Raw genomic sequence first — 21,636 nt, 5'->3', positions numbered from 1 at the left:
AATATGGGTTGCGCCGCGGATCACATCGGATCTGGGATGAAGAACGCCTCATCGCTCGAACAGCGCCTGCGGTCCGACCTGACCGGCGACGTGTTTTTCGATGCCTTCAACCGCGGCCGCTACGCGACCGACGCCTCGTTCTACCAGATCATGCCGGCCGGCGTGGTGGTGCCGCGCACCGTCGACGAGGCGCTGCGCACGCTTGCGATCGTCCGCGACGGCGGGCGGATCGTGACCCCGCGCGGCGGCGGCACCTCGCAATGCGGCCAGACCGTCAATGACGGCATCCTGGTCGACCTCTCCAAGCACCTGAACCGGATCCTCTCGCTCGACGTCGAGAACCGGACTTGCGTGGTCGAGCCCGGCATCGTGCTCGACGATCTCAACCGTCAGCTGAAGAAACACGGGCTGTGGTTTCCGGTCGACGTCTCGACCGCGTCGCGCGCCACCATCGGCGGCATGGCCGGCAACAACTCCTGCGGCGGCCGCTCGCTGCGCTACGGCACCATGCGGGACAATACGCTGTCGATGGATGCAGCGCTCGCCGACGGCAAGCTGCTGCATTTCGGCGAGGTGCCGCGCGACCTGACGCGGATCAATGCGTCCGACAGCGGATCGAAGCTGTTCCGCGACATGCTCGATCTCGGCGAGCGCGAGGCGGCCGAGATCGCGGACAAATTCCCCAAGGTGCAGCGCCGCGTCGGCGGTTATAACCTCGACGCGTTGGTGCCGCGCAATGCGCCGAACAACATGGCGCATCTCCTCGTCGGCTCGGAGGGCACGCTCGCCTTCACGACGCAGGTCGAGCTCAAGCTGTGGCCTGTGATCCGCAACAAGGCGCTCGGCGTCTGCCATTTCGGCAGCTTCTACGAGGCGATGGATGCGGCCCAGCATCTGGTGAAGCTGCGGCCGATCGCAGTGGAGCTGGTCGATCGCACCATGATCGCGCTCGGCCGCGAGATCGCGATGTTTCAGCCGATCATCTCCGCAGCTGTGCGCGGCGATCCCGACGCCATCCTGGTGGTCGAGTTCGCCGAGGAAGATCAGGCCGACAACCTCGCCCGCCTGAAGCAGCTCGGCGAGCTGATGGGCGACCTCGGCTTCGGCTGGGACAAGCCGCAGCGCAAATGGGGCGGCGTGGTCGAGATCGTCGAGCCCGCCCTGCAATCCGGCATCGCCGATTTCCGCGCCGCCGGGCTCAACGTCATGATGTCGATGAAGCAGGAGGGCAAGCCGGTCTCGTTCGTGGAGGATTGCGCGGTGCCGCTGCCGCATCTTGCCGACTACACCGAACGGCTCAATGCGGTGTTCGCCAAACACGGCACGCGCGGCACGATGTATGCGCATGCCTCCGAGGGCTGCCTGCATGTGCGCCCGGTGCTCAATCTCAAGCTCGAGAAGGACGTCAAGGCAATGCGCGCCATCGCCGAGGAAGCCTTCGCGATGGTGCGCGAGTACAAGGGTTCGCATTCCGGGGAGCACGGCGACGGCCTGGTGCGCTCGGAATTCCACGTGACGATGTTCGGCGCGCGCATCGTCGCCGATTTCCGCGAGGTCAAGCAGCGCTTCGATCCGGACAATACGCTAAACCCGGGCAAGATCGTCGATCCGCCTAAAATGGACGATCGCTCGCTGTTTCGCTATTCGCCGGAGTATCGCGTCGGCGAATTGAAGACGGCGCTGGACTGGTCGGCCTATCCCGGCGCCGGCGGCGGTTTCCAGGGCGCCGTCGAGATGTGCAACAACAACGGCGCCTGCCGCAAGCTCGAGGGCGGCGTGATGTGCCCGTCCTATCGGGCGACGCGCAACGAGAAGGACGTCACCCGCGGCCGCGCCAATACGCTACGGCTGGCGATCTCGGGCCAGTTGGGTGCGGACGCGCTCGCCTCCGACGAGATGATGGACACGCTGAAACTCTGCGTCTCCTGCAAGGCGTGCCGCCATGAATGCCCGACCGGCGTCGACATGGCCAAGATGAAGATCGAGGTGCTGGCTGCGCGCGCCGCGACGCACGGCCTGTCGCTGCGTGACCGGCTGGTCGGCTACCTGCCGCGCTATGTCGATCTCGCCTCGCGCTTCGCGCCGATCGCGAACTGGCGCAACCGCAGCCCGCTGTTGCGCGCCCTGTTCGAGACACTCGCCGGGATCAGCGCCAAGCGCGCGCTGCCGGCGTTTCGCCGCGACACCTTCCGGCCCGACGCCGAGGTGATGGGCCCGCCGGACGGACGAGAGGTGGTGCTGTTCGCCGATACGTTCAACCGCGGCTATGAGCGCGAGAATCTCGACGCCGCGATCGAGGTCCTGGTCGCCGGCGGCTATCGCGTGCATCTGCCGAAGCCATTGGACAGCGCCCGCCCGCCGTGCTGCGGGCGGACGTTCCTGTCGGCTGGACTGGTTGAGCAGGCGCGTGCCGAGCTCAACCGGCTGGTTGCGACCTACGCGCCGTTCGCGGCGCGCGGCGTGCCGATCATTGGCCTCGAGCCGAGCTGCCTGCTGACCCTGCGCGACGAGCTGCTGTCGCTGCGTTCGGACGATGCCGCGAAGACCGTCAGCGCGCACGCCCTGCTGTTCGAGGAATTCCTGGTGCGCGAGGCCGAGGCCGGGCGCCTCGCCCTGCCGCTCGGCGCCGTCGCCGGCAAGGCCGTCGTGCACGGTCATTGCCACCAAAAGTCCTTCGGCGCGTTCAAGCCCGTGGAGAAGGTGCTGCGCCTGGTGCCCGGCCTTGAGGTTGAGACCATTGAATCAAGCTGCTGCGGCATGGCCGGCGCGTTCGGCTACGGCGCGGACACTTATCAGGCCTCGATCGAGATGGCCGAGCTGTCGCTGCTGCCGGCAGTCCGCAGCGCGGATCAGGATACGCTGATCGTGGCCGACGGCACCTCCTGCCGGCACCAGATCAAGGACGGCAGCGGACGCACGCCGCTGCATGTCGCCAGCGTATTGGCGATGAGCCTGAAACGTGCGAAATCGAATTCCGACCAATCATTGCCGACAAAGGACAAGGCCCATGGCTGAGCTCACTCTCGATACTGCCCGCACGATTCTGGATGCCGCACTCGCCAAGGGCGTCGAGAAGAAGCTGAAGCCGCTGGTGGTGACCATCCTCGACGCGCGCGGCGCGGTGAAGGTGACGGCCGCGCAGGACGGCACCAGCCTGATGCGGGCCGAGATCGCCCACGGCAAGGCCTATGGCGCGCTGGCGCTGGGCATGGGATCGCGGGCGCTGTTTCAGCGCGCGCAGGAGCAGGCCTATTTCATCGATTCCGTGAACACGCTGGCGCAGGGCCGGCTGGTGCCGGTCCCCGGCGGCGTGCTGATCATGGACGGCGCGACCCTGCTCGGCGCCGTCGGCGTCAGCGGCGACACCTCGGACAATGACGAGATCTGCGCCGTGGCCGGCATCGAAGCCGCCGGCCTGAAGGCCAACGCGGGCTAGAGCATTTTCGGTTCTGATTGAATCAGAACCGAAGCTCTAGGTTCTTGTTTTGACGCGTTTTCTTCACGCGAACCGGTGTCCACTTCGCTCGAAAACGCTCCAACACGCGACAGGGCGAGCGAGGGGATGCACGATTTCGGAATATTAGAAATATACCCCTGAGTTGCCCGACGTGTCAAGCTGCCTAGTCGAACGCGGACCGCCCGCGGCCCCTTTGCATGGGGTTGTTTTCGATATTTTGATGGTCCGCGCCTGCAGCGGCCGGACGGGAGCGAAGCGAAGCGGCCCAGTGATGCCTCAGCGTCCAGTCCAGGTCGGCTTGCGCTTCTCGCCGAAGGCCTTGAGGCCTTCCTTGGCATCCTCGGTCATCGCGAGCAGCGCGATCTGGCTCTCGGTGTAGGCGATGCTTTCGTCGAACGACATCGACGCGATCGCCCGCATGGCGTATTTGCCGCGACGGATCGCCGTCGGTGACTTGTCGACGATGCGGCCGATCAGCCAATCGACCTTGGCATCGAGCTCGGCCGCCGGCACGACGTAGTTGAGAAGACCCGCGGCCTGCGCCGTCTTGGCGTCGAACGGCTCGCCGGTCAGCGCCCATTCGTTGACGAGGCGCGGCGGAGCGATCGACTGCAGCAGGCTCAGCACCTGCATCGGAAACACGCCGACCTTCACCTCGGGCAGACCGAAGATCACCTGATCGCCGGCCACCGCCATGTCGGTCATGCACAGCAGCCCCATGCCGCCGGCCATGCAGACGCCGCCGACCCGCGCGATCGCGGGTTTGGTCGCGTTCTGCGACAGCCGCAACAAATCGGCGTAGTCGACATTGGGACGCGAGAAATCCATCGAGAACGCCGCGCCGCTGTTCTGCAGATCGGCGCCGGCGCAGAACGCCTTGTCGCCCGCGCCCGTCAGCACGATGACGCGCACGTCCTTGTCGTCATGCGCCTCGCGATAGCCCCTGGCGATGCCCGCGATCACACCGGCATTGAGCGCGTTGCGCTTGTCCGGGCGGTTGATGGTGATCCAGAACGCCTGCCCGCGCTTTTCCAAGAGAACGCTGTTGTCGGTCATGTTTCCCGCCTGCTTCTTGCCTGTACGCTGGTGTCAGCGCACATTTGCGGCAGGATCGGCGCCGACTGCAAGCAGGATTTAAGCGGCGGCGGACGCCTTCCTGATCCAGACCTTGTTGTCGTGGAACGCGGCGCCGCCAAGCGGTGCGACAGCCTCCGCCCCGGTCAGCATGTTGATGCCGCGCCCGCCGATGTGGGACTTGTTCGGATGGATCGACTCGGCGATCAGCACGCCGCGGCGAACGCCGTCGAACAGTCTTGCGGTCAGCGTGGTCTCGCCGCGCATGTTGCCGAGCGTCACGGCCTCGCCGTCGGCGATCGACAGCGCGGCCGCATCATCGGGGTGGATCATCACGGTCGGCGCGCCCTCGCGGGCCTGCGACGACGGCGTTTCGTTGAAGCTGGTGTTGAGGAAGCTGCGCGACGGTGACGTCGCGAGCCGGAACGGATGCTGCGCGTCCGCCTCCTCGATGATGGTCCAGTGGTCGGGCAGCGAAGGCATCTTGTCCCACGCGCCCATCAGCCCGCCTGCCCCGACCGGCACCTTGCCCCAATCGACCTTGAAGTGGAACTTCTTGTCGGCATGGGCGAAGCCGTCGAGATAATGCGAGGTGCGGAAATCCGGCTGCAGGTCGCGCCAAATATCGGCTTCCAGCGTCTCGATATCGCCGTGCCCGCTTTTCTTCAAAGTTGCGTCTATCAGCTGGCGCGGCGTCATGTCGAAACCGGGATGTACGGCATTGAGCCTGCGGCCGAGCCCCTGCAGCACCTCGTGGTTGGAGCGGCACTCGCCAGGCGGATCGATCAGCTTCGGGCCGACCGAGATGTGCTGATGGCCGCCGCCATAATAAAGGTCGTCGTGCTCCATGAACATCGTCGCCGGCAGCACGATATCGGCCATCTGGGCCGTCTCGGTCATGAACTGCTCATGCACCGCGACGAACAGATCCTCGCGGGCAAATCCCTGGCGCACCAGCGCCTGCTCGGGCGCCACCGTCATCGGATTGGTGTTCTGGATCAGCATCGCCTTGACCGGCCCGCCGCCGCGCAGCGCCTCGGAATCGCCGGTCAGGATGCGGCCGATCTTCGACTGGTCGAGCACCCGCGTGGTGGGATCGATCGCGTCGTGGCCTTCGATGATCGACTCGTCGAAGCGCCAGATGCCGGCATTGTTGAAGAACGCGCCGCCGCCCTCATGTTGCCAGGCGCCGGTCACCGCGGGAATGCACAGCGCGGCGTGCATCTGCGCGGCGCCGTTGCGGCTGCGGGTGAACCCGTAGCCAAGACGGAAGAACGAGCGCTTGGTTTGTCCGACCAGCCGCGCGAACGCCTCGATCTCCTCGACCGGCACGCCCGAGATCGCTGATGCCCATTCCGGCGTGCGGGTCCTCAGGTGCGCTTCCAGCTCGCCGGGGCAATCGGTATAGCGCGCGAGATAGTCGCGATCGGCAAGTCCCTCGCGGAACAGCACATGCATCACGGCACAGGCGAAGGCGCCATCGGTTCCCGGCCGCAGCAGGATCTTGATGTCGGCCTGCTTCATGGTCTCGTTGTTGTAAACGTCGACCGCCGCAATCTTGGCGCCGCGCTCCTTCCGCGCGCGCGATGCATGTGTCATCACGTTGACCTGGGTGTTCACCGGATTGGTGCCCCAGATCACCACGAGATCAGAGACGCCCATCTCGCGCGGATCGACGCCGGCGATCTTGCCGGTTCCGGCGGCGAAGCCGATGCGCGCGATGGTCGAGCAGATCGTGCCGTAGAAGCGCGAGTATTTCTTCACATGCGACAGCCGGTTGAGCCCGTCGCGCATCACGAGCCCCATGGTGCCGGCGTAGTAGTAGGGCCAGACCGACTCGGCGCCGAATTCCCGCTCGGCCGCGTCGAATCGCGCCGCGATCTCGTCCAGCGCCTCGTCCCAGGAAATCCGCGCGAATTGGCCGGAGCCCTTCGGGCCGGTCCGGCGCAGCGGATGCATCAGCCGTTCGGCATGGTGAATCCGCTCGGCATAGCGCGCGACCTTGGCGCAGACCACGCCGGCCGTATAGGTCTGCTGTTTGGAGCCGCGCACCCGGCCGATCGAGCGGCCCTCGATCACTTCGACGTCGAGCGCACATGCCGAGGGGCAGTCGTGCGGACAGGTGGAATGGCGGATGTCGACCTTGGCATGCTGGTTCATGCCAAATTGGTAACATCAAATATCCGCTTCGCCGAGGGGCATTATTGACCCAGTCCGGGCGAAAACCGCGCATAAGCCATGCAGCAAACGCCGAAATGCTCTGCTACCGATCCACTCCGTCCGTCAAACGCGGAAGATCCGGGTGTAGTGCGATTTGATCGATTCTCCTTCCCTCTCCACCGCCGCCGGGTCGTCCTTCATCGTCTTGATGTCCTTCAACGGCGTGCGCCCGGCCTTCTCCTGGGCCTGCGCGTGGACCGACCTGAGGCCGCCGATCTCGACGTTGAGCTGCTGCCCCTCGCGTCCGAGCGCGAACGACTGGAACAGCTTTGCCGCATTCGGATGCGGGCAATCCTTGAAGATCCCATTCGGGCCAACAATGATCGGCGACCCCTCGGTGGCGTAGACCGGCTCGACCGGGCGGCCCATCTCCTTCAGCTGAAAGATGTTGTACTCGTTGCCGTCGGCCATGACAGCGCGCTCGCCGAGATCGAGTTTCTTCGGTGGATCGGTCGAGGACTGCACCTGCATGATGTTCTGCTTTGCGAGCCTCTCGAAGAAGCTCCAGCCGAGGTCGCGCTGCATCTGATAGGTCGCGGTCATGATGGTGCCGCTATAGCCGGGATGCCCCTTGACGATCTTGCCCTTCCATTTCGGATCGAGCAGATCGGCGAAGCTCTTCGGCGCATCCTCAGCCTTCACGAGATTGGTGTTGTAGGCAATGATCGAAAGCCAGACCCGGAAGCTTGCGAACTGCCCGTCCGCATCGCGATGCTCGTCCGGATAGTATTTCGCGACCTCCTCCGGCACGTAGGACGCCAGAATGCCGTCGCGCTTCCACACGATGAAATGCGCGGCGTCGGAAGAATTGACGACATCGGCCGCGTGAATGTTGCTGGCGTATTCCTGGCCGACGCGCTGGAACACGCGCTCCGCGCCGGTGCGTTCGACACGCACGGTAATCCCGGCATATTTTGCCTCGAACGCTTTCGCCAATTTCTCCGCGACCGGCAGATCGGTCGAAGTGTAATAGACGACCTGGCCCTCTTTCTTCGCCGCCTCGATCAAGGTCGGCGTCACCGGTTCCGCAGCCGGTGCGGCGGCGATCACGCGCGTTGAAAAGGCGGTCCCCGCCAGCACGGTACTGGCGCCCTTCAGCAGATCGCGGCGCGATAGCCCAGGATGTTTCCCCATTTGATTCCCCGCACGCGATGGCGAAGTTTGAGTACACCGTCCTCCCGCTCCTATTCCGATGCGCGAAGACGATGTCTGTCGTCGACAGGTGCTTCAGGTTGCAGCTAGACTTCTGGCCAAGAAAGAAGACTAAAGTTGGGGGAGACGATCAATGGCGGACTTTCGGTACGCCGTGATGTGTGTCGCGGCATTGCTTACCGTGTCGATGTCGGGCTCACATGCGGACGCCGAGGACTACCCGGCGCGGCCGGTCAGGATCATCGTGCCCTTTGGTCCCGGCGGTCCGGCCGACGTCGTCGCGCGCCAGATCGGCAGCATCTTGCAGGAAAATCTCGGCCAGCCCTTCGTGGCGGAGAACCGCACCGGCGCCGGCGGTGTGATCGGCACGCTCGAGGTCGCGAAGGCGCCGGCCGATGGCTACACCCTTCTGATGATGTCGAACACCCAGACCGCCAATGAATCGCTGGTGCCTCAGCGCAAATATGAGCTGATGCGCGACCTGACGCCGATCGCATCGCTGAACACTTCGGATCTGGTGATCGTGGTCCACCCCGCCGTGCCGGCCAGGACGCTGCAGGAATTCATCGCCCTTGCAAAGGCAGAGCCCGGAAGGCTGAACTACGCCTCGTCGGGTCAGGGGACGCCGTATCACATGGCAGGCGAGTTGTTCAAAGCCATGGCCGGAATCAACATCGTGCATGTGCCCTACCGCAACAGTGGTGAGGCCCGCAGCGGCGTCATCGGCGGCCAGGTCCAGATGATGATCGACGCCGTTCCGGCGATGGCACCGAATGTTGCCGAAAACCACGTCCGCGCGCTCGCAACAACCGGCAAGTTCCGTTCCGCGGTGCTATCAAACGTTCCGACCGTGACCGAGGCGGGCGTTTCCGGTTATGAAGCGACGATCTGGCTCGGCCTGATGGCACCAGCGGGTACGCCGAAGCCGATCATCGAGAAACTCAACACGGCCGTGAATGCCGCGGTCAGGCGGCCGGAGGTCGAGAAGTTTTGGGCCGACCAAGGCGCGGTGCCGATGACCATGACGCCGGAAGCCTTCGACAAATTTCTGCGCGCCGATATCGTGAAGTGGGCAGACGTCGTCAAAAGACTGGACAAGGCCGAATAGGCACGTAGCGGCCAAGCGGTGGTGACAGAACAGGTGCAAATGAAGACGTTGAACATCCTGAGCGGCGGCGCAGCGCAGGGCCTGGTACGCAGCATTGCGCCAGCGTTTGAAGCCGAAACCGGCCTCGGCATTGCCGGTGATTTTGGCGCGGTCGGCGTCATGGCCGACAGATTGCGTGCCGGCGTTCCGACCGACATCGTCATCCTCACCGCTGCGCTGATCGCGAAGCTTGCCGACGAAGGGCTGGTTTTGCGCAGTTCGATCGCCGACATCGGCCGCGTTGAAACCGCCCTCGCCGTCCGCGCTGGCGACCCGCCGGCGAGCGCGGAGGACGCCGCCAGCCTGCGCGCGGTGTTGCTCGCCGCGGACGCGATCTTCGTGCCCGATACCAAGGCATCAACCGCCGGAATTCATGTCGCCAGGCTGCTGGCGCAACTCGATATCGCCGACGTCGTTGCCGACCGGCTGAGAATCTATCCGAACGGCGCGACGGCCATGCGGCATCTGGCCGGGTCGAGTGACCGGCGGCCGATCGGTTGCACGCAATCCACCGAGATCATCAGCACGCAGGGCGTCGTGCTATCGGGCACCTTGCCGCCAGGATGCGTGCTCGCAACCATGTATACGGCTGCCGTTGCGACGCAGGCATCGGCTGGATCGCAGGCGCAGCGCCTGATCGCACTGCTGACGTCGTCAGATACGTCAGAGCTACGCAGCAATGCGGGCTTTGTCTCCTAGCGCGCCAGTTGCGTGAGACCCGTCGGCGGTCCATCGACCGCTGTCCAGCCGCCGTCGACGAACAGCGTGCTACCGCTGACATAGCTCGCCGCATCAGATGCAAGGTAAGCGACGGCGGTGGCAACCTCGTCGGCGCTGCTCCAGCGATTGAAGACGGTGTGGCCGGCATAGAGACTGTAGATGTCGGGCCGCTGCTTGAACGGGCCGGTCAACGCGGTCTCCGCGATGCTCGGCGCAATGGCGTTGACGCGGACGCCGGACCGCCCGACCTCGGACGCGAAGCCCTTCACTAACAGCCCGATCGCCGCCTTGGTCGAACCATAGACTGCAAGCCCCGGCTCGATCGTCACCGCGCGCACCGAGGAGCAGGCAATCAGGCTGCCGCCCTGTTGCTCGACCATGATGCGGCCGAACGCCTGGAAGAACCACAGCGTGCCCTTGATGTTGAGGTTGATGACGCGATCGAGGTCCTCGTCGGTGTAGTCGAGGATGGTCTTGCGGATATTCAGCCCCGGCGTGGTGACCGCGATGTCGACGCGCTGAAACTCCGCGAGCGCCTTCGCCGCCAGCGCCTCGACGCCCGCATGGTCGGCGGCGTCGCAACCTGCGGCCGTTGCCGCTCCGCCCTGCTCGCGGATTGCCGCGGCGGTCGCATCCGCGCCCTCCAGCGTGCGATCAGCACACAGCACGCGTGCGCCGAGCGAGGCCAGCGCTTCAGCCGAGGATTTGCCGATGCCCGAGGCGGCGCCCAGCACCACGGCGGTCTTGCCGGTGAGATCGAATAGCTTGCGGTAGTCGGTCATGTGACCTCCGATACTCGTTTGCCTTCCACTGCGACTTCATATACTAATATATCAATTGGGAGCAAGAATGCCCGCCCGCTCGCCGAAAAAGTCGGAGCTCCGCAACCTCGCCGGCCACCGGCGGACCGGTCGTCCGCGGACCGCAACTGCGGCGGCGCGGATCTATGCCGAGCTGCGCGCTGAACTCGTCGCGTTGCAGCGCAGGCCTGGCGATCCGATCATCGAGGCCGAGATCGCGCGCGCATATGGCGTCAGCCGGACACCGGTGCGGGAAGCCATCCTGCGCCTGTCGGACGAGGGCCTGGTCGAGATATTCCCGCAGTCCGGCATCTTCGTGTCGCGCATCCCGCTCGCCGCACTTCCGGAGGCGATTATCGTCCGCAGGTCGCTGGAGGAAACCACGACCCGCATGGCAACCGAGCGCGCCAGCGCCAGCCAGATCCTCGGCCTGCACGCGATCCTCGAACGCCAACGCGAGGCCGAGATGGCCGCCGATCGCGAAGCATTCCATCAGGCTGACGAGGCCTTTCACGCCGCCATCGCCGACATTGCCGGACATCCCGGCATCTGGAAGCTGATCCTGCAGGTCAAGGTTCACGTGGACCGCTTCCGGTGGCTCACCCTGCCGCAGCGTGGACGGATGGCCGAAGTCATCGCCGAGCATGAGGCCGTGATGGCTGCGATCGAGGCGCGCGACCCGGCATCCGCCGGAGCCGCGATGGCCAGACATCTCGAACGGCTACTGGCCGACATCTCGGCCACCCAGCACAACAATCCGCAGTTCTTCGACGAGCAAAGCCAGCCGGCATGACCGCGGCCGGACTCCGGCCAGGCATTTTTGGGAGGAATGACATGAACCGTATAGATCGATCGCAGCACCGCGGTGCCGGGCTCAACCGTCGCGACGTCATCAAGATCGGCGCCGGCCTTGGCGCGGTCGTTGCGACCTCGGTGCAGACGGTCCTCGCCCAGTCGAAAGCGGCCTTCAAGGCGTCGGACGTCCAGCCGCCCGGCTATCCAACCGTGGTCGCGACGGAAAACCTCGGCAAGAAGCTGGCGGCGGCGACCAACGGCCGCCTGTCGCTGCAGATGTTCCCCTCGATGCAGCTCGGCGGCGAGAAGGAAACCATCGAGCAGACCCAGATCGGCGCGATCCAGATGCTGCGCGTCAGCGCCGGCTCGATCGGCCCGATCGTCGATGACATCAACGTCGTCAACATGCCCTTCCTGTTCAAGAACATGGCGCATGCCGAGCGGATGATGGACGGCCCGATCGGCCAGGAGCTGCTGGACAAGATCACGGCAAGCCCGAATGCCGGACTGGTCGCGTTGTGCTGGATGAATTCCGGAGCACGCAGCCTCTACAACACCAAGCACGCGATCAAGACGATCGCCGACATCAAGGGCCTCAAGTTCCGCGTCATCGGCAATCCGATCTTCATCGACATGATGAACGCGCTGGGCGGCAACGGTGTCGCGATGGGCTACGATCAGGTGTTCAGCGCGCTGCAGACAGGCGTTATCGACGGCGCCGAGAACAATCCCCCGAGCTACGTCTTCAGCAATCATTACACCGCAGCGAAGCACTTTTCGCTCACCGAGCACCTGATCGTTCCCGAGCTGCTGGTGTTCTCGAAACGCGCCTGGTCCACGCTTGCAGCCGATGACCAGACGCTGATCAGGAAGCTCGCCCGCGAGGCGCAGATGGAAGAGCGCGGGCTCTGGAACACCTACGAGCAGCAAGCGATGGAAAAGGCGAAAGCTGCCGGCTGCGAAATCATCGAGATTGCCGACAAGGCGCCATTCCAGAGCGCGGTCAAGCCGGTCTGGGACAAATACGGCCCGAAATACCAGGACATGATCGGACGCATCCAGTCTGCCTGACACCACGCCACACGCGAAATCGTCCTCTTACAGGAAATGGACATGGCCGGATCATATCGCCGCGCGATGGACTATTTGTATCTCGCCTGCGTCATCACGGGCTCTGTCGCGCTGATCCTGATTTCAGCCGTCATCCCCTGGGCAGTGTTCACGCGCTATGTCCTGAACAGCGCGGCATCCTGGCCCGAACCTCTCGCGGTGCTGCTCACCATCGTGGTGACGTTCATCGGTGCGGCCGCCGGATATCGGCTCAATCTGCATATGAACGTCGCATATTTTGCCAACAAGCTGCCTGCCCCACTCCGCAACCTCGCCGACCTTGTTGTCCAGCTCCTGATGGGCCTGATCGCATTGTTCATGATGATCTGGGGCGCTCGGCTCGTCGAGGTGACCTGGTACAACACGATCGCCGATTTCCCGTCGCTTTCGGTCGGCGTCACCTATCTTCCGATTCCGATCGGCGGCGCCTGTCTGCTCCTGTTCATCATCGAGCGGATTTTCCTGGGTGCGCCACCCGATCCGATCGCACCACACCGCGACCTTTCCGCCGACTGATCGCGCGAGGCCATCATGGATATCCTCATTCTGCTCGCGACCATGCTGCTCTGTTTCCTGATCGGCATGCCGATCGCCTACTCGCTGGCGATGGCGGCCATCGTCGGCGCCTTGTGGATCGGCATTCCCCTGGAAGCGGTGATGCTGAAGATCTCCGACGGCGTCAGCAAGGTCGCAATGCTGACCATCCCGTTCTTCGTGCTGGCCGGCGCGATCATGGCGGAGGGCGGCATGGCCCGCCGTCTGGTTGCGTTTGCCGACGTGCTGGTTGGATTGACGCGTCTGCGTGGCGGCCTCTCGATCGTCAACGTGCTTGCGACGACATTCCTGAGCGGCATTTCCGGATCGGCGGTCGCCGATACATCGGCCATCGGTTCGGTGATGATCCCGCAGATGGAGAAGAACGGCTATCCGCGCGTGTTCGCGACAAATCTCACGATCACCTCGTCGGTGCAGGCCCTTCTGGTGCCGCCGAGCCACAACGCGGTGCTCTACTCGCTTGCGACGGGCGGAACGATTTCGATCAGCGCCCTCTTCATGGCCGGCGTGTTCCCCGGGCTGCTGCTCGGCTTCTCGCTGATCATCCTGTGCCTGGCGGTCGCCTATCGCGAAAAGCATCCGCACGGCCAGACCGTGCCGGCCAAGGACGCGATCCGGATCGCCATCGATGCCTCCTGGGGTCTCATCACCCTCGTTATCATCCTTGGCGGCATTCTCGGCGGCATCTTCACGGCAATCGAAGCCGGCGCCGTCGCCTGCATCTGGGCTTTCTTCGTCACAATGTTCATCTATCGCGACTATCGCTGGCGCGACCTGCCGGTGCTGCTCCACCGCACACTGCGCACCGTCGCGATGGTGATGACGCTGATCGCGTGCGCCTCCAGCGTCGGCTACATCATGGCGTTGACGCAGATGCCGGCCAAGATGACCGCCTTCTTCCTGTCTATCTCCGACAACAAGTACGTCATCCTGCTCCTGATCAACGTGCTGCTGCTGGTGCTCGGCACACTCGTCGACATGGCGCCATCGATCCTGATCGCCACGCCGATCCTGTTGCCGGTCATGAAGAACTTCGGCGTCGATCCGGTTCATTTCGGCATGATCATGCTGCTCAATCTCGGCATCGGCCTGTGCCATCCACCGGTCGGCGCAATCCTTTTTGTCGGCTGCGCGGTCGGCAAGGTCACGATCGAGCAGGTCATGCGCAAGATCTGGCCGTTCTACGCGGTGATGTTCTTTGTCCTGATGTGCGTGACCTACCTGCCGGAGATCTCGCTATGGCTGCCGCGGCAACTCCAGGTGCTGCACTGAGGGCTAGCGGACATCTTGCAGAACTGCGGCCGTCACCGGAACCCATCGACATCATCGCCAGGGCCGGGATCAAGCCGGTCTGAGCAGATCAACATTGCGCGACACGCACAGCGTGTTGTCTTGCGACCGCTCGCCGGCACCCCTAGGCTCCCCGTCCATAACAAAAAGACCAGGGAGGCGATCGTCATGACCACAAGGCGGGATTTCCTGAAAGCGGGAGCAGCGGCGGCGGGCATCGTGTTCTGCAGCTGCGGGCTCGTCCACCATGCGAATGCGCAGCAATCGCGCCAGAAATTGCCGGTCACCGTCGACGGCAAGCGTATCAGGACGATCGATATTCACTCGCATTGCCACTTCCGCGAGGCCGGCGCCCTGCTCGGCGCCGATGCCGGGAAACTGCAACTGCCGCCGGTCAACGGCGCCTCGGAGGCCTTCATCGAGATCGACAAGCGTCTGGCGGCGATGGACGCGCAGGCCGTCGATATGGAGGTGCTCTCGATCAATCCGTTCTGGTACGACCGCGATCGCGATCTCGCCGGGAAGATCGTGAAGATCCAGAATGAGAAGCTTGCCGAACTCTGCGCTTCGAAGCCCGAGCGGTTCGCGGCCTTCGCCTCGCTGACGTTGCAGGCGCCGGACCTTGCGGTGCAGGAGCTGGAGACGGCGGTGAAGAAGCAGGGGCTGAAGGGCGCGGCGATCGGCGGTGTTGTCGATGGCGTCGAATTCTCCGATCCGAAGTTTCATCCCGTGTGGGCCAAGGCCGAGGAGCTCGGCGTTCCCCTGTTCATCCATCCGCAGGGCGTGCCCGAGCTCGGCAGGCGGCTCTCCGGCAATGGCTGGCTCGGCAACACGATCGGCAATCCGCTCGAGACCACGATCGCACTGTCCCATTTGATCTTCGAGGGTACGCTCGACCGCTTCCCGGGACTGAAGATCATCGCCGCGCATGGCGGCGGCTATCTCCCCTCCTATGCCGATCGCTCGGACCATGCCTGCCTGGTCGGACCCAAGGGATGCAATCCGGAAATCAAGCTCCAGAAGGCGCCGACCGAATACCTCAAGCAGATCTACTTCGACTCTCTGGTCTTCACGCCTGAAGCGATCCGGCATCTCGCCGCCCAGGTTGGCGCCGGCCAGATTGTGCTGGGAAGCGACTATCCCTATCCATGGCAAATGGCACCGGCCGACCACATCTTCGCCTGCTCATCGCTGAGCGACGAAGACAAGGCCAACATTCTCGGCGGGACCGCTGCCAAGCTACTCGGCGTTGCCGCGTGACGACGGTGCCGACGGTCAGTTGGCCTTCACCGTCCGTGCCTCATTGCGCGGCAGAGCCGTGGGCGCCGGCTGCGCAATCTTGGTCAATGGATCGACATCGACGGCGTCGGTTCCCGCGAACTCCGCTTGCGCCGCGTCCGAAATCCATTTCACCGCAGCGGGGTGGCTGACCAGCATCCCGATCAGCGCAACGACCACGAGCACCGGCAAAGCAATCAGCTTGATACTGAAGCTCCCGTAGTTGCTTTCGGGGTCCTGCTGCCGGTTGTCGAAAGAGCCCTGCATGGATTCCTCCACAGTGCGCGTGTGCTCCACCGAAGCGTCACTTACCGCAGGGCACGCGCGGCCGATGTGAATGGTTTCACAGGCTTTGTGCGGTTCACCATTTCGTGAAATGCAGGACCGAGTGCGCAGACGGGAGCGACTACTCGCCGTCATCAGCCCCGGCGTCGACCAGCGCCTGAAGCGATTCGGGCTTCAGCACGACGATCGCGCCATGCTCGAGCCTGACCCACCCGCGTGTCGCCCAGGCGCGGAGCTGCTTGTTGATGCTCTCGCGGGTCATCCCGACCATCTCGCTGATCTCCTGCTGGGTGATCGAGATGGTGCGCCCCTGCGGCTTGTGCTTGTCGCTCAGACGCAGCAGCGCGCTCGCCAGGCGGCCCGGCAAGTCCTGCAGGATCACCTGCTCGACCTGGTCGCTCGTCCAGCGCAACCTTGCGCACAGCAGCTCGATGAACTTCATCGCAAGCGTCGGCTGGCTGCGCACGAACGGAATGAACTCGCGCCGGTCGATCACGAACAGCTCGCAATTGGTGTTGGCGGTGGCGTCGGCTGTCCGCGACAAGCCGTCGAGCAGCGCGATCTCGCCGAATATCTCTCCTGCCTCGATCAGGTTCAGGATCGCGTTGCGACCGTCCGGCGAGGAGATGCTGATCTTCACCGTGCCCGAGATCACCGCAATCAGGCTGGTGCCCGGATCGCCCTTGGAGAAGATCGTCGTTCCGCGCTTCAGCGTGGTGTGCTTTGCATAGCGGCAGAGCTGATCGAATGCCTCGGGCTCCAGATCGGCGAAATAGGGATGCTTGCGCAGCACCGATAGCTTGTTGTTTGAAAACAACGGCGCGCCGACAGTTCGTTCTATGGGCAGCGCACCGGTCATTGTGATCCAGACTGATTGTGTTGCGTTCAATCGGCGCGCCAGCAGCGCGACACACCGACAAGCCATCGATCAATGAAAGCGGAAAGGACTATAGCCCCACCAGGGGCCTACAGCAACAAAAGGTCCAGGCCGGTGAGATCGGGCTGGAAGGCATCGAAAGTACAATTTGGAATAAATATGTGCCTAGTTGCAACGCTCAATTGTAGGCAACGGCCGTCCTTGGTCTTGAAAACCCGCCCGTCACTGGCAATCCCGCCTGGCGAAACCCGTTCGTGTGAGGGGTCGACGCCACCTACTCACAGCAGCTTGCCGTCCGGCCCAAAGAATGGATGCGGCCCGTCGAACTGGCCGATGGGGATCTGGTGCGTAACCAGCTGTCCAAAGTCCGGGCCGGGAAACCATGTGTGCAAATGAAATGCGGGCGGTTCCACCTTGAACGATGGTTCGCGCAGCTGTCCGAGGTCCAGGTCGACCGCATGGTTCGGAGCGGGGCATATTGTCACGGCAATCCCGGCGAAAGTGGTCAGCATCGCACGATGGACGTGCCCGCACGCGATCAACCGCACACGCGGGTGACGCCTGACGATTTCCGCCAATGCGTCGGCATTGAAGAGGTCTTGCCGGTCCATATGCCAGATGCCGCCCTTGAATGGCGGGTGGTGCAGGAAAAGCAGCACCGGCCGGTCGACTGCCGTCGCCAGCGTCGCGTCCAGCCATTGCAGCGTGGATGGTTCGAGCATGCCGTGCGGCTTGCCGGCAACGCTTGAATCCAGCAGCAGGAGATCGAGGCCATTCACCTCGATCTTCTGGTCGAGCGGACCTGTTGCGTGAACATAGGGCGCGGCCGGAAACGCTTCGCGCATCCACTGGCGCGAGTCGTGATTGCCGGGAATGCCGGCAAACGGCAGGCGCAGCGGCGCCAGCAATCGCTTGAGATAGTCGTATTCCTCGACCGACGGCGTATCGACGAGGTCGCCCGAGATGACGACGAAATCGGGCGCCGGCTCGAACGCGCCGAGCGCCGCCACACAGCGCTCAAGCGCCTTCGCGGTGTCGACCCGGCCATAGGCCAGCGCTCCAGGCGGCTTGATGTGGAGGTCGGATATCTGTGCGATGAGAACCGGTTTCGGCGGCATCGATCAATCTCAGGGTTCGGAAGGGAGCAGACGAACGGCGTCGGCCGCAATCGAAAGCCCGATTCGATCGCCGACCTTGGCCTGAATTGTGTTAGGCGCGTCGACATTGAGTGGCTTGCTCGATGCACCGCTCACGACGAGCCGCTGCCGGTCGCCGATGAAGCTGACGGAATCGACAGCTCCCGAGAGTGCCGCGGCGCCGGCGTCCGTCACGCGAATGGTTTCGGGACGGATCATGACGGTCGCGTTCGCAGCCGTCGCGCCACCCTCGATCGGCAATCGTCCGCCGAGCAGGATCAGTATGCCGTGCTCGATCGGAGCTTCCACGATGTTCGCCGCTCCGATGAACTCCGCCACGAAGCGGTCCTTCGGTGCGAAGTAGACCTCGCGCGGCGTGCCGATCTGGGCGATCGCACCTTTCCGCATCACCACGATGCGGTCGCCCAATTCCATGGCTTCCGACTGATCATGGGTGACATAGATCGTCGTGATTCCGAGTGCTCGCAACAGCCGGTTGAGCTCGCCTCGCAGCCGGTCCCGCAAGGCCGCATCAAGCGCGGTCAAGGGCTCGTCGAGCAGCAATATGCCCGGCCGGATCGCGACGGCACGCGCCAGTGCCACACGCTGGCGCTGGCCGCCCGAAAGCTGGTCGATGCGGCGGTTCTCCAACCCCGTGATGTTCGTGAGAGCCACCAGTTCGGCGACGCGTGCGGCACGCTCGCCCCTGGCAACACCCCGGATCTTCAGGCCGTAGGCGATATTGTCCGCCACCGTCATATTGGGGAACAGGGCGTAAGACTGAAACACCATGCCGACATTGCGCCGCTCGATCGGGACCGAGGTCATGTCCTTGCCGTCGAACAGCACCTTGCCGCCCGCATCCGGCAACTCGAGGCCCGCGATGATGCGCAGCATCGTGGTCTTGCCGCATCCGGATGGTCCGAGCAGCACCAGCGTCTCGCCGCGCGCAATGTCGAGGGTTGCGGGATCGAGGGCCCGCGTCCCATCGGCAAAGGTCTTGCCGCAGGCTTCGATCCGCACCGCTGCACCGTGCCCGGTCGTATTCATCGCTTGTGATTCCTGTCGGCCAGCAGTTGCATCGCGACCAGCAGCGGAATGATCATCACGAAGAAGATCAGCGTGTAGGCCGAGGCCACTTCGAGCCGCATCGAGGCGTAGCTGTCGGCGAGCCCGATCGGCAGCGTCTTCGTCAGCGGCGTATGCAGCATCCAGGTCAGGTTGAACTCGCCGAGCGATAGCGTGACCACCATCAGTGCACCGGCCAGAATTCCCGGCAGCGCGTTCGGCACGATGACATCGCAGAATCGCCGCCATGGCGATGCCCCCAGCGAGGCGGCGCCCTCATCGAGCGTCTTGATGTCCACAGTCGCAAACACCGCCATGACCGAGCGCACCATGAACGGCATGGTGAAGATCACGTGGCCGACCAGGATGAACAGCCAGGAGCGGCGAAAGCCGCCAAAGCTCCCGTAAGCGAGCAACAGCGCAAGCGCGATCGCAAGCCCCGGGATCGCCAGGGGCAGCGTGATGATCTCCTCGACGATGCGGGCAAGGCGGCCTCCCCGCGCATGCAGCGCGTAGGCCGCGGGAACGCCGGCGAGCAACGTGATGGCGAGCGTCGCGAAGGCGATCACGAAGGAGAGCAGAATGGTGCCGGCATAGAGCTCCCAGACCTGCGCGACCCATTGCAGGGTCACGCCGGACTGAATGCCCCGGAAATAATTCACGGTGACGCCGGCGGAGATCGAAAGCCCAGCGGGCACCACCAGGAAAGCTGCAACGAGCAGCGTGAAGATGAACTGGCCGGTGAAGATCAGGCAATCGCGCATGCTTTCACCCGGCCGCCGCGACCGCGCTTCCGCTGAACGTGCGGGCCAGCGCAAGGATAAGCCAGGTGATCAGGCCGAGCCCCACCGACAGCGCCGCCGAGGTCGCGAAATTCGCGGCCAGCGTGAACTCGGTGTAGATCAGCATCGGCAGCACGTCGATGTTCGTCGCCAGCGTGAAGGCGGTGCCGAAGGCGCCCATTGCGGTCGCAAATGCGATCGCGCCGGACGCGACGAAGGCCGGCGCCAGTGCCGGCAGCACGACGTCACGCTGGACCGCCCAGGGGCTTGCGCCGAGCGAACGCGCGGCCTCCTCCAGACCGACGTCGAGCTTCTGCACGGCCGCCATAATGGTGAGGATCACGCGCGGGATCGAGAAGTAGAGATAACCGAGGAAGAGCCCGTAGATCGAATAGGCGAAAACGAACTTCTCGCCGAAGATCCGGTTCGAGAGATCGCCGATCAGCCCTTGCCGCCCTGCCAGCAGAATGATCATGAAGCCGACCACCACGCCGGGAAACGCCAATGGAAAGGTCAGCATCGCAATCAGCACGGCCCGCCCGGGAAAGCGGTGCCGCTGCAGGAACATTCCGGCGATCGTCGCCACGATCAGCGTGACGACCGTGGTTGCCGCCGCCAGCAGCACGGTATTGATCAGCGTCGCGCGATAGCGGCCTTCGGTCAGGATGGCGAGATATCCGGCAAGCCCGTGCGGCCCTTCGGCGCCCGCCACCACCAGCCGTGCCATCGGCAACAGGAAGAACGCCGTCGTCACCAGCACAAGCGGCAGCAGGCAGAGCCAAACGAAGGATTTTTGCGACATCGGAAGATTGGTGCCCCTGCGAGGGCACCATATTGCCTCAGCGGACCTCGGCGAGATAGCGGTCAACGAAGGCTTTTTGCACGTTCTCCATCTCGCCCCAGTCGACGCTCTTGGCGCGGGCATAGTCGCTGTCGGGGAGGAATTTGCCCTTCACGGAGGCCGGCAGCTCGATCGGGCGGGCCGGACGCAGATAGGCATTGGTCCAGATCGCCTGCCCCTTGTCGGACAGCAGATAGTCCATCACCTTCTTGGCCTTCTCCTTGTCGGGCGCGTTCTTCACGAGACCAACGACATAGGGAAACACCACCGATCCCTCGCAGGGAATCACAAACTCGAAGTTGCCCTTCTCCGAATATTTCGCGCGGTAGGCGTTGAAGTCGTAGTCGAACAGGATCGGCATCTCACCGGAGACGACACGGGCATATGACGTCTGCTTGGGCACGATCGGATCGTTCTTCCGCAGTTCCTTGAAGAAGGTGATCGCCGGATCGAAATTGGTGGGCGAGCCGCCCAGCGCGAGATTGACGGCGACCGCGCCGACATAGCCGACCGCAGCGGATGACGGGTCGAGATAGCCGACCATGCCCTTGTAGTCGGGCTTCAGGAGGTCCTTCCAGCAGGCCGGCACCGGCTTGCCGCCAAGCGCGTCCTTGTTCACGAACAGGCCGAGCGTGCCGGAGTGGATCGTCGTCCAGTAGCCGTCCGGATCCTTGAGGCCGGCTGGGACCTGATCCCAATGCGCCGGTTTGTAGGGCTCGAGCGCGTCCTGGGCCTTGGCCTTCATGCCGAAGGTCACGCCGAAATAGCCGATATCGCCGACCGGATTGGCCTTCTCCGCCAGGATCTGGGCCAGCGCCTGGCCGGAATTCTTGTTGTCATGCGGGATATCGTAGTTGAGGTCCGCCTTGATCGCCTTCAGCATCGATGCCCAATCTGCCCATTCCGGCGGGCAATTGTAGCAGATCACGTCGGCCGCCTTGGCGGATTGCCACGGCGCGAGCAGTGTCAGCGCCAGCAACGCGAGGACAAGGCGGACGGTCTTCATGGCAGGCTCCGGTCTGGGAGAGGATGCGATGCGGATTTCAACA

The 21,636-nt window shown here is 64.0% G+C and carries 20 protein-coding genes; 9 read left to right on the top strand and 11 right to left on the bottom strand.

Features of this window, described 5'->3' with window-relative positions; translation table 11 throughout:
* The first annotated feature begins 36 nt into the window (after positions 1–36).
* Together AC066Y_RS07915 and AC066Y_RS07910 are read left to right on the top strand one after the other, a co-directional pair.
* Positions 37–3,015 (top strand): FAD-binding and (Fe-S)-binding domain-containing protein, encoded by a 2,979-nt coding sequence (locus tag AC066Y_RS07915; protein WP_478273370.1) that lies wholly within the window; start codon positions 37–39, stop codon positions 3,013–3,015.
* Entirely contained in the window at positions 3,008–3,436 is a 429-nt protein-coding gene (locus AC066Y_RS07910; protein WP_478273369.1) for a GlcG/HbpS family heme-binding protein, read from the top strand. The genes AC066Y_RS07915 and AC066Y_RS07910 overlap by 8 nt, the downstream gene beginning before the upstream one ends.
* Positions 3,437–3,733: 297 nt before the next feature.
* On the opposite strand, the gene AC066Y_RS07905 is transcribed toward AC066Y_RS07910, so the two are convergent.
* The 3 genes from AC066Y_RS07905 to AC066Y_RS07895 form a co-directional block, all read right to left on the bottom strand.
* A complete protein-coding gene (locus AC066Y_RS07905; RefSeq protein WP_478273368.1) occupies positions 3,734–4,513 on the bottom strand; it encodes an enoyl-CoA hydratase/isomerase family protein in 780 nt (259 codons plus the stop codon).
* 78 nt (positions 4,514–4,591) lie between these two features.
* Positions 4,592–6,691: a molybdopterin oxidoreductase family protein gene (locus AC066Y_RS07900; protein ID WP_478273367.1), complete on the bottom strand. Its 2,100-nt coding sequence runs from the start codon at positions 6,689–6,691 to the stop codon at positions 4,592–4,594.
* Between the two features lie 123 nt (positions 6,692–6,814).
* On the bottom strand, positions 6,815–7,885 hold the full coding sequence (locus AC066Y_RS07895) for an ABC transporter substrate-binding protein (RefSeq protein WP_478273366.1): 1,071 nt from the start codon (positions 7,883–7,885) through the stop codon (positions 6,815–6,817).
* Positions 7,886–8,060: 175 nt separating this feature from the next.
* Here AC066Y_RS07895 and AC066Y_RS07890 point away from each other — a divergent pair, with 175 nt between their 5' ends.
* Together AC066Y_RS07890 and AC066Y_RS07885 are read left to right on the top strand one after the other, a co-directional pair.
* Positions 8,061–9,011, top strand: coding sequence for a Bug family tripartite tricarboxylate transporter substrate binding protein (locus tag AC066Y_RS07890; RefSeq protein ID WP_478273391.1), 951 nt, complete (start codon positions 8,061–8,063; stop codon positions 9,009–9,011).
* A gap of 39 nt (positions 9,012–9,050) precedes the next feature.
* On the top strand, positions 9,051–9,749 hold the full coding sequence (locus tag AC066Y_RS07885; RefSeq protein WP_478273365.1) for a molybdate ABC transporter substrate-binding protein: 699 nt from the start codon (positions 9,051–9,053) through the stop codon (positions 9,747–9,749).
* Here the strand turns inward: AC066Y_RS07885 and AC066Y_RS07880 are convergent.
* Positions 9,746–10,552 (bottom strand): SDR family NAD(P)-dependent oxidoreductase, encoded by an 807-nt coding sequence (locus AC066Y_RS07880; protein ID WP_478273364.1) that lies wholly within the window; start codon positions 10,550–10,552, stop codon positions 9,746–9,748. The genes AC066Y_RS07885 and AC066Y_RS07880 overlap by 4 nt on opposite strands.
* A 67-nt stretch (positions 10,553–10,619) precedes the next feature.
* Here AC066Y_RS07880 and AC066Y_RS07875 point away from each other — a divergent pair, with 67 nt between their 5' ends.
* From AC066Y_RS07875 to AC066Y_RS07855, 5 genes are all read left to right on the top strand, one after another.
* Positions 10,620–11,363, top strand: coding sequence for a GntR family transcriptional regulator (locus AC066Y_RS07875; RefSeq protein WP_478273363.1), 744 nt, complete (start codon positions 10,620–10,622; stop codon positions 11,361–11,363).
* A 41-nt stretch (positions 11,364–11,404) separates the two neighbouring features.
* The gene (locus tag AC066Y_RS07870) at positions 11,405–12,436 is read left to right on the top strand and encodes a TRAP transporter substrate-binding protein (RefSeq protein ID WP_478273362.1); all 1,032 of its coding nucleotides are present in this window, start codon (positions 11,405–11,407) and stop codon (positions 12,434–12,436) included.
* 42 nt (positions 12,437–12,478) lie between these two features.
* A complete protein-coding gene (locus AC066Y_RS07865) occupies positions 12,479–12,991 on the top strand; it encodes a TRAP transporter small permease (RefSeq protein WP_478273361.1) in 513 nt (170 codons plus the stop codon).
* A gap of 15 nt (positions 12,992–13,006) precedes the next feature.
* Entirely contained in the window at positions 13,007–14,302 is a 1,296-nt protein-coding gene (locus tag AC066Y_RS07860; protein WP_176530067.1) for a TRAP transporter large permease, read from the top strand.
* A 186-nt stretch (positions 14,303–14,488) separates the two neighbouring features.
* Positions 14,489–15,580 carry an amidohydrolase family protein gene (locus AC066Y_RS07855; RefSeq protein WP_478273360.1) on the top strand — a complete coding sequence of 364 codons (1,092 nt, stop codon included), beginning with the start codon at positions 14,489–14,491 and terminating at the stop codon, positions 15,578–15,580.
* Between the two features lie 15 nt (positions 15,581–15,595).
* Here AC066Y_RS07855 and AC066Y_RS07850 read toward each other — a convergent pair whose 3' ends face one another.
* From AC066Y_RS07850 to AC066Y_RS07820, 7 genes are all read right to left on the bottom strand, one after another.
* Positions 15,596–15,865 (bottom strand): hypothetical protein, encoded by a 270-nt coding sequence (locus AC066Y_RS07850; RefSeq protein ID WP_478273359.1) that lies wholly within the window; start codon positions 15,863–15,865, stop codon positions 15,596–15,598.
* Between the two features lie 139 nt (positions 15,866–16,004).
* Complete coding sequence (locus AC066Y_RS07845; protein ID WP_478273358.1) at positions 16,005–16,742, bottom strand: Crp/Fnr family transcriptional regulator; 738 nt, start codon at positions 16,740–16,742, stop codon at positions 16,005–16,007.
* A 296-nt stretch (positions 16,743–17,038) separates the two neighbouring features.
* A complete protein-coding gene (locus AC066Y_RS07840; protein ID WP_478273357.1) occupies positions 17,039–17,878 on the bottom strand; it encodes a phosphodiesterase in 840 nt (279 codons plus the stop codon).
* A 9-nt stretch (positions 17,879–17,887) separates the two neighbouring features.
* Positions 17,888–18,946: an ABC transporter ATP-binding protein gene (locus AC066Y_RS07835; protein ID WP_478273356.1), complete on the bottom strand. Its 1,059-nt coding sequence runs from the start codon at positions 18,944–18,946 to the stop codon at positions 17,888–17,890.
* Complete coding sequence (locus AC066Y_RS07830) at positions 18,943–19,728, bottom strand: ABC transporter permease (protein ID WP_478273355.1); 786 nt, start codon at positions 19,726–19,728, stop codon at positions 18,943–18,945. The genes AC066Y_RS07835 and AC066Y_RS07830 overlap by 4 nt, the downstream gene beginning before the upstream one ends.
* Before the next feature lie 4 nt (positions 19,729–19,732).
* On the bottom strand, positions 19,733–20,548 hold the full coding sequence (locus AC066Y_RS07825; protein ID WP_176530061.1) for an ABC transporter permease: 816 nt from the start codon (positions 20,546–20,548) through the stop codon (positions 19,733–19,735).
* Positions 20,549–20,585: 37 nt separating this feature from the next.
* Entirely contained in the window at positions 20,586–21,593 is a 1,008-nt protein-coding gene (locus tag AC066Y_RS07820) for an ABC transporter substrate-binding protein (protein WP_478273354.1), read from the bottom strand.
* Positions 21,594–21,636 lie beyond the last annotated feature (43 nt).

It is taken from the genome of Bradyrhizobium sp. USDA3010 (assembly GCF_056429065.1).
Note: the sequence above shows the minus strand (reverse complement) of the source record. Positions and strands in the feature narration are given on the sequence as shown.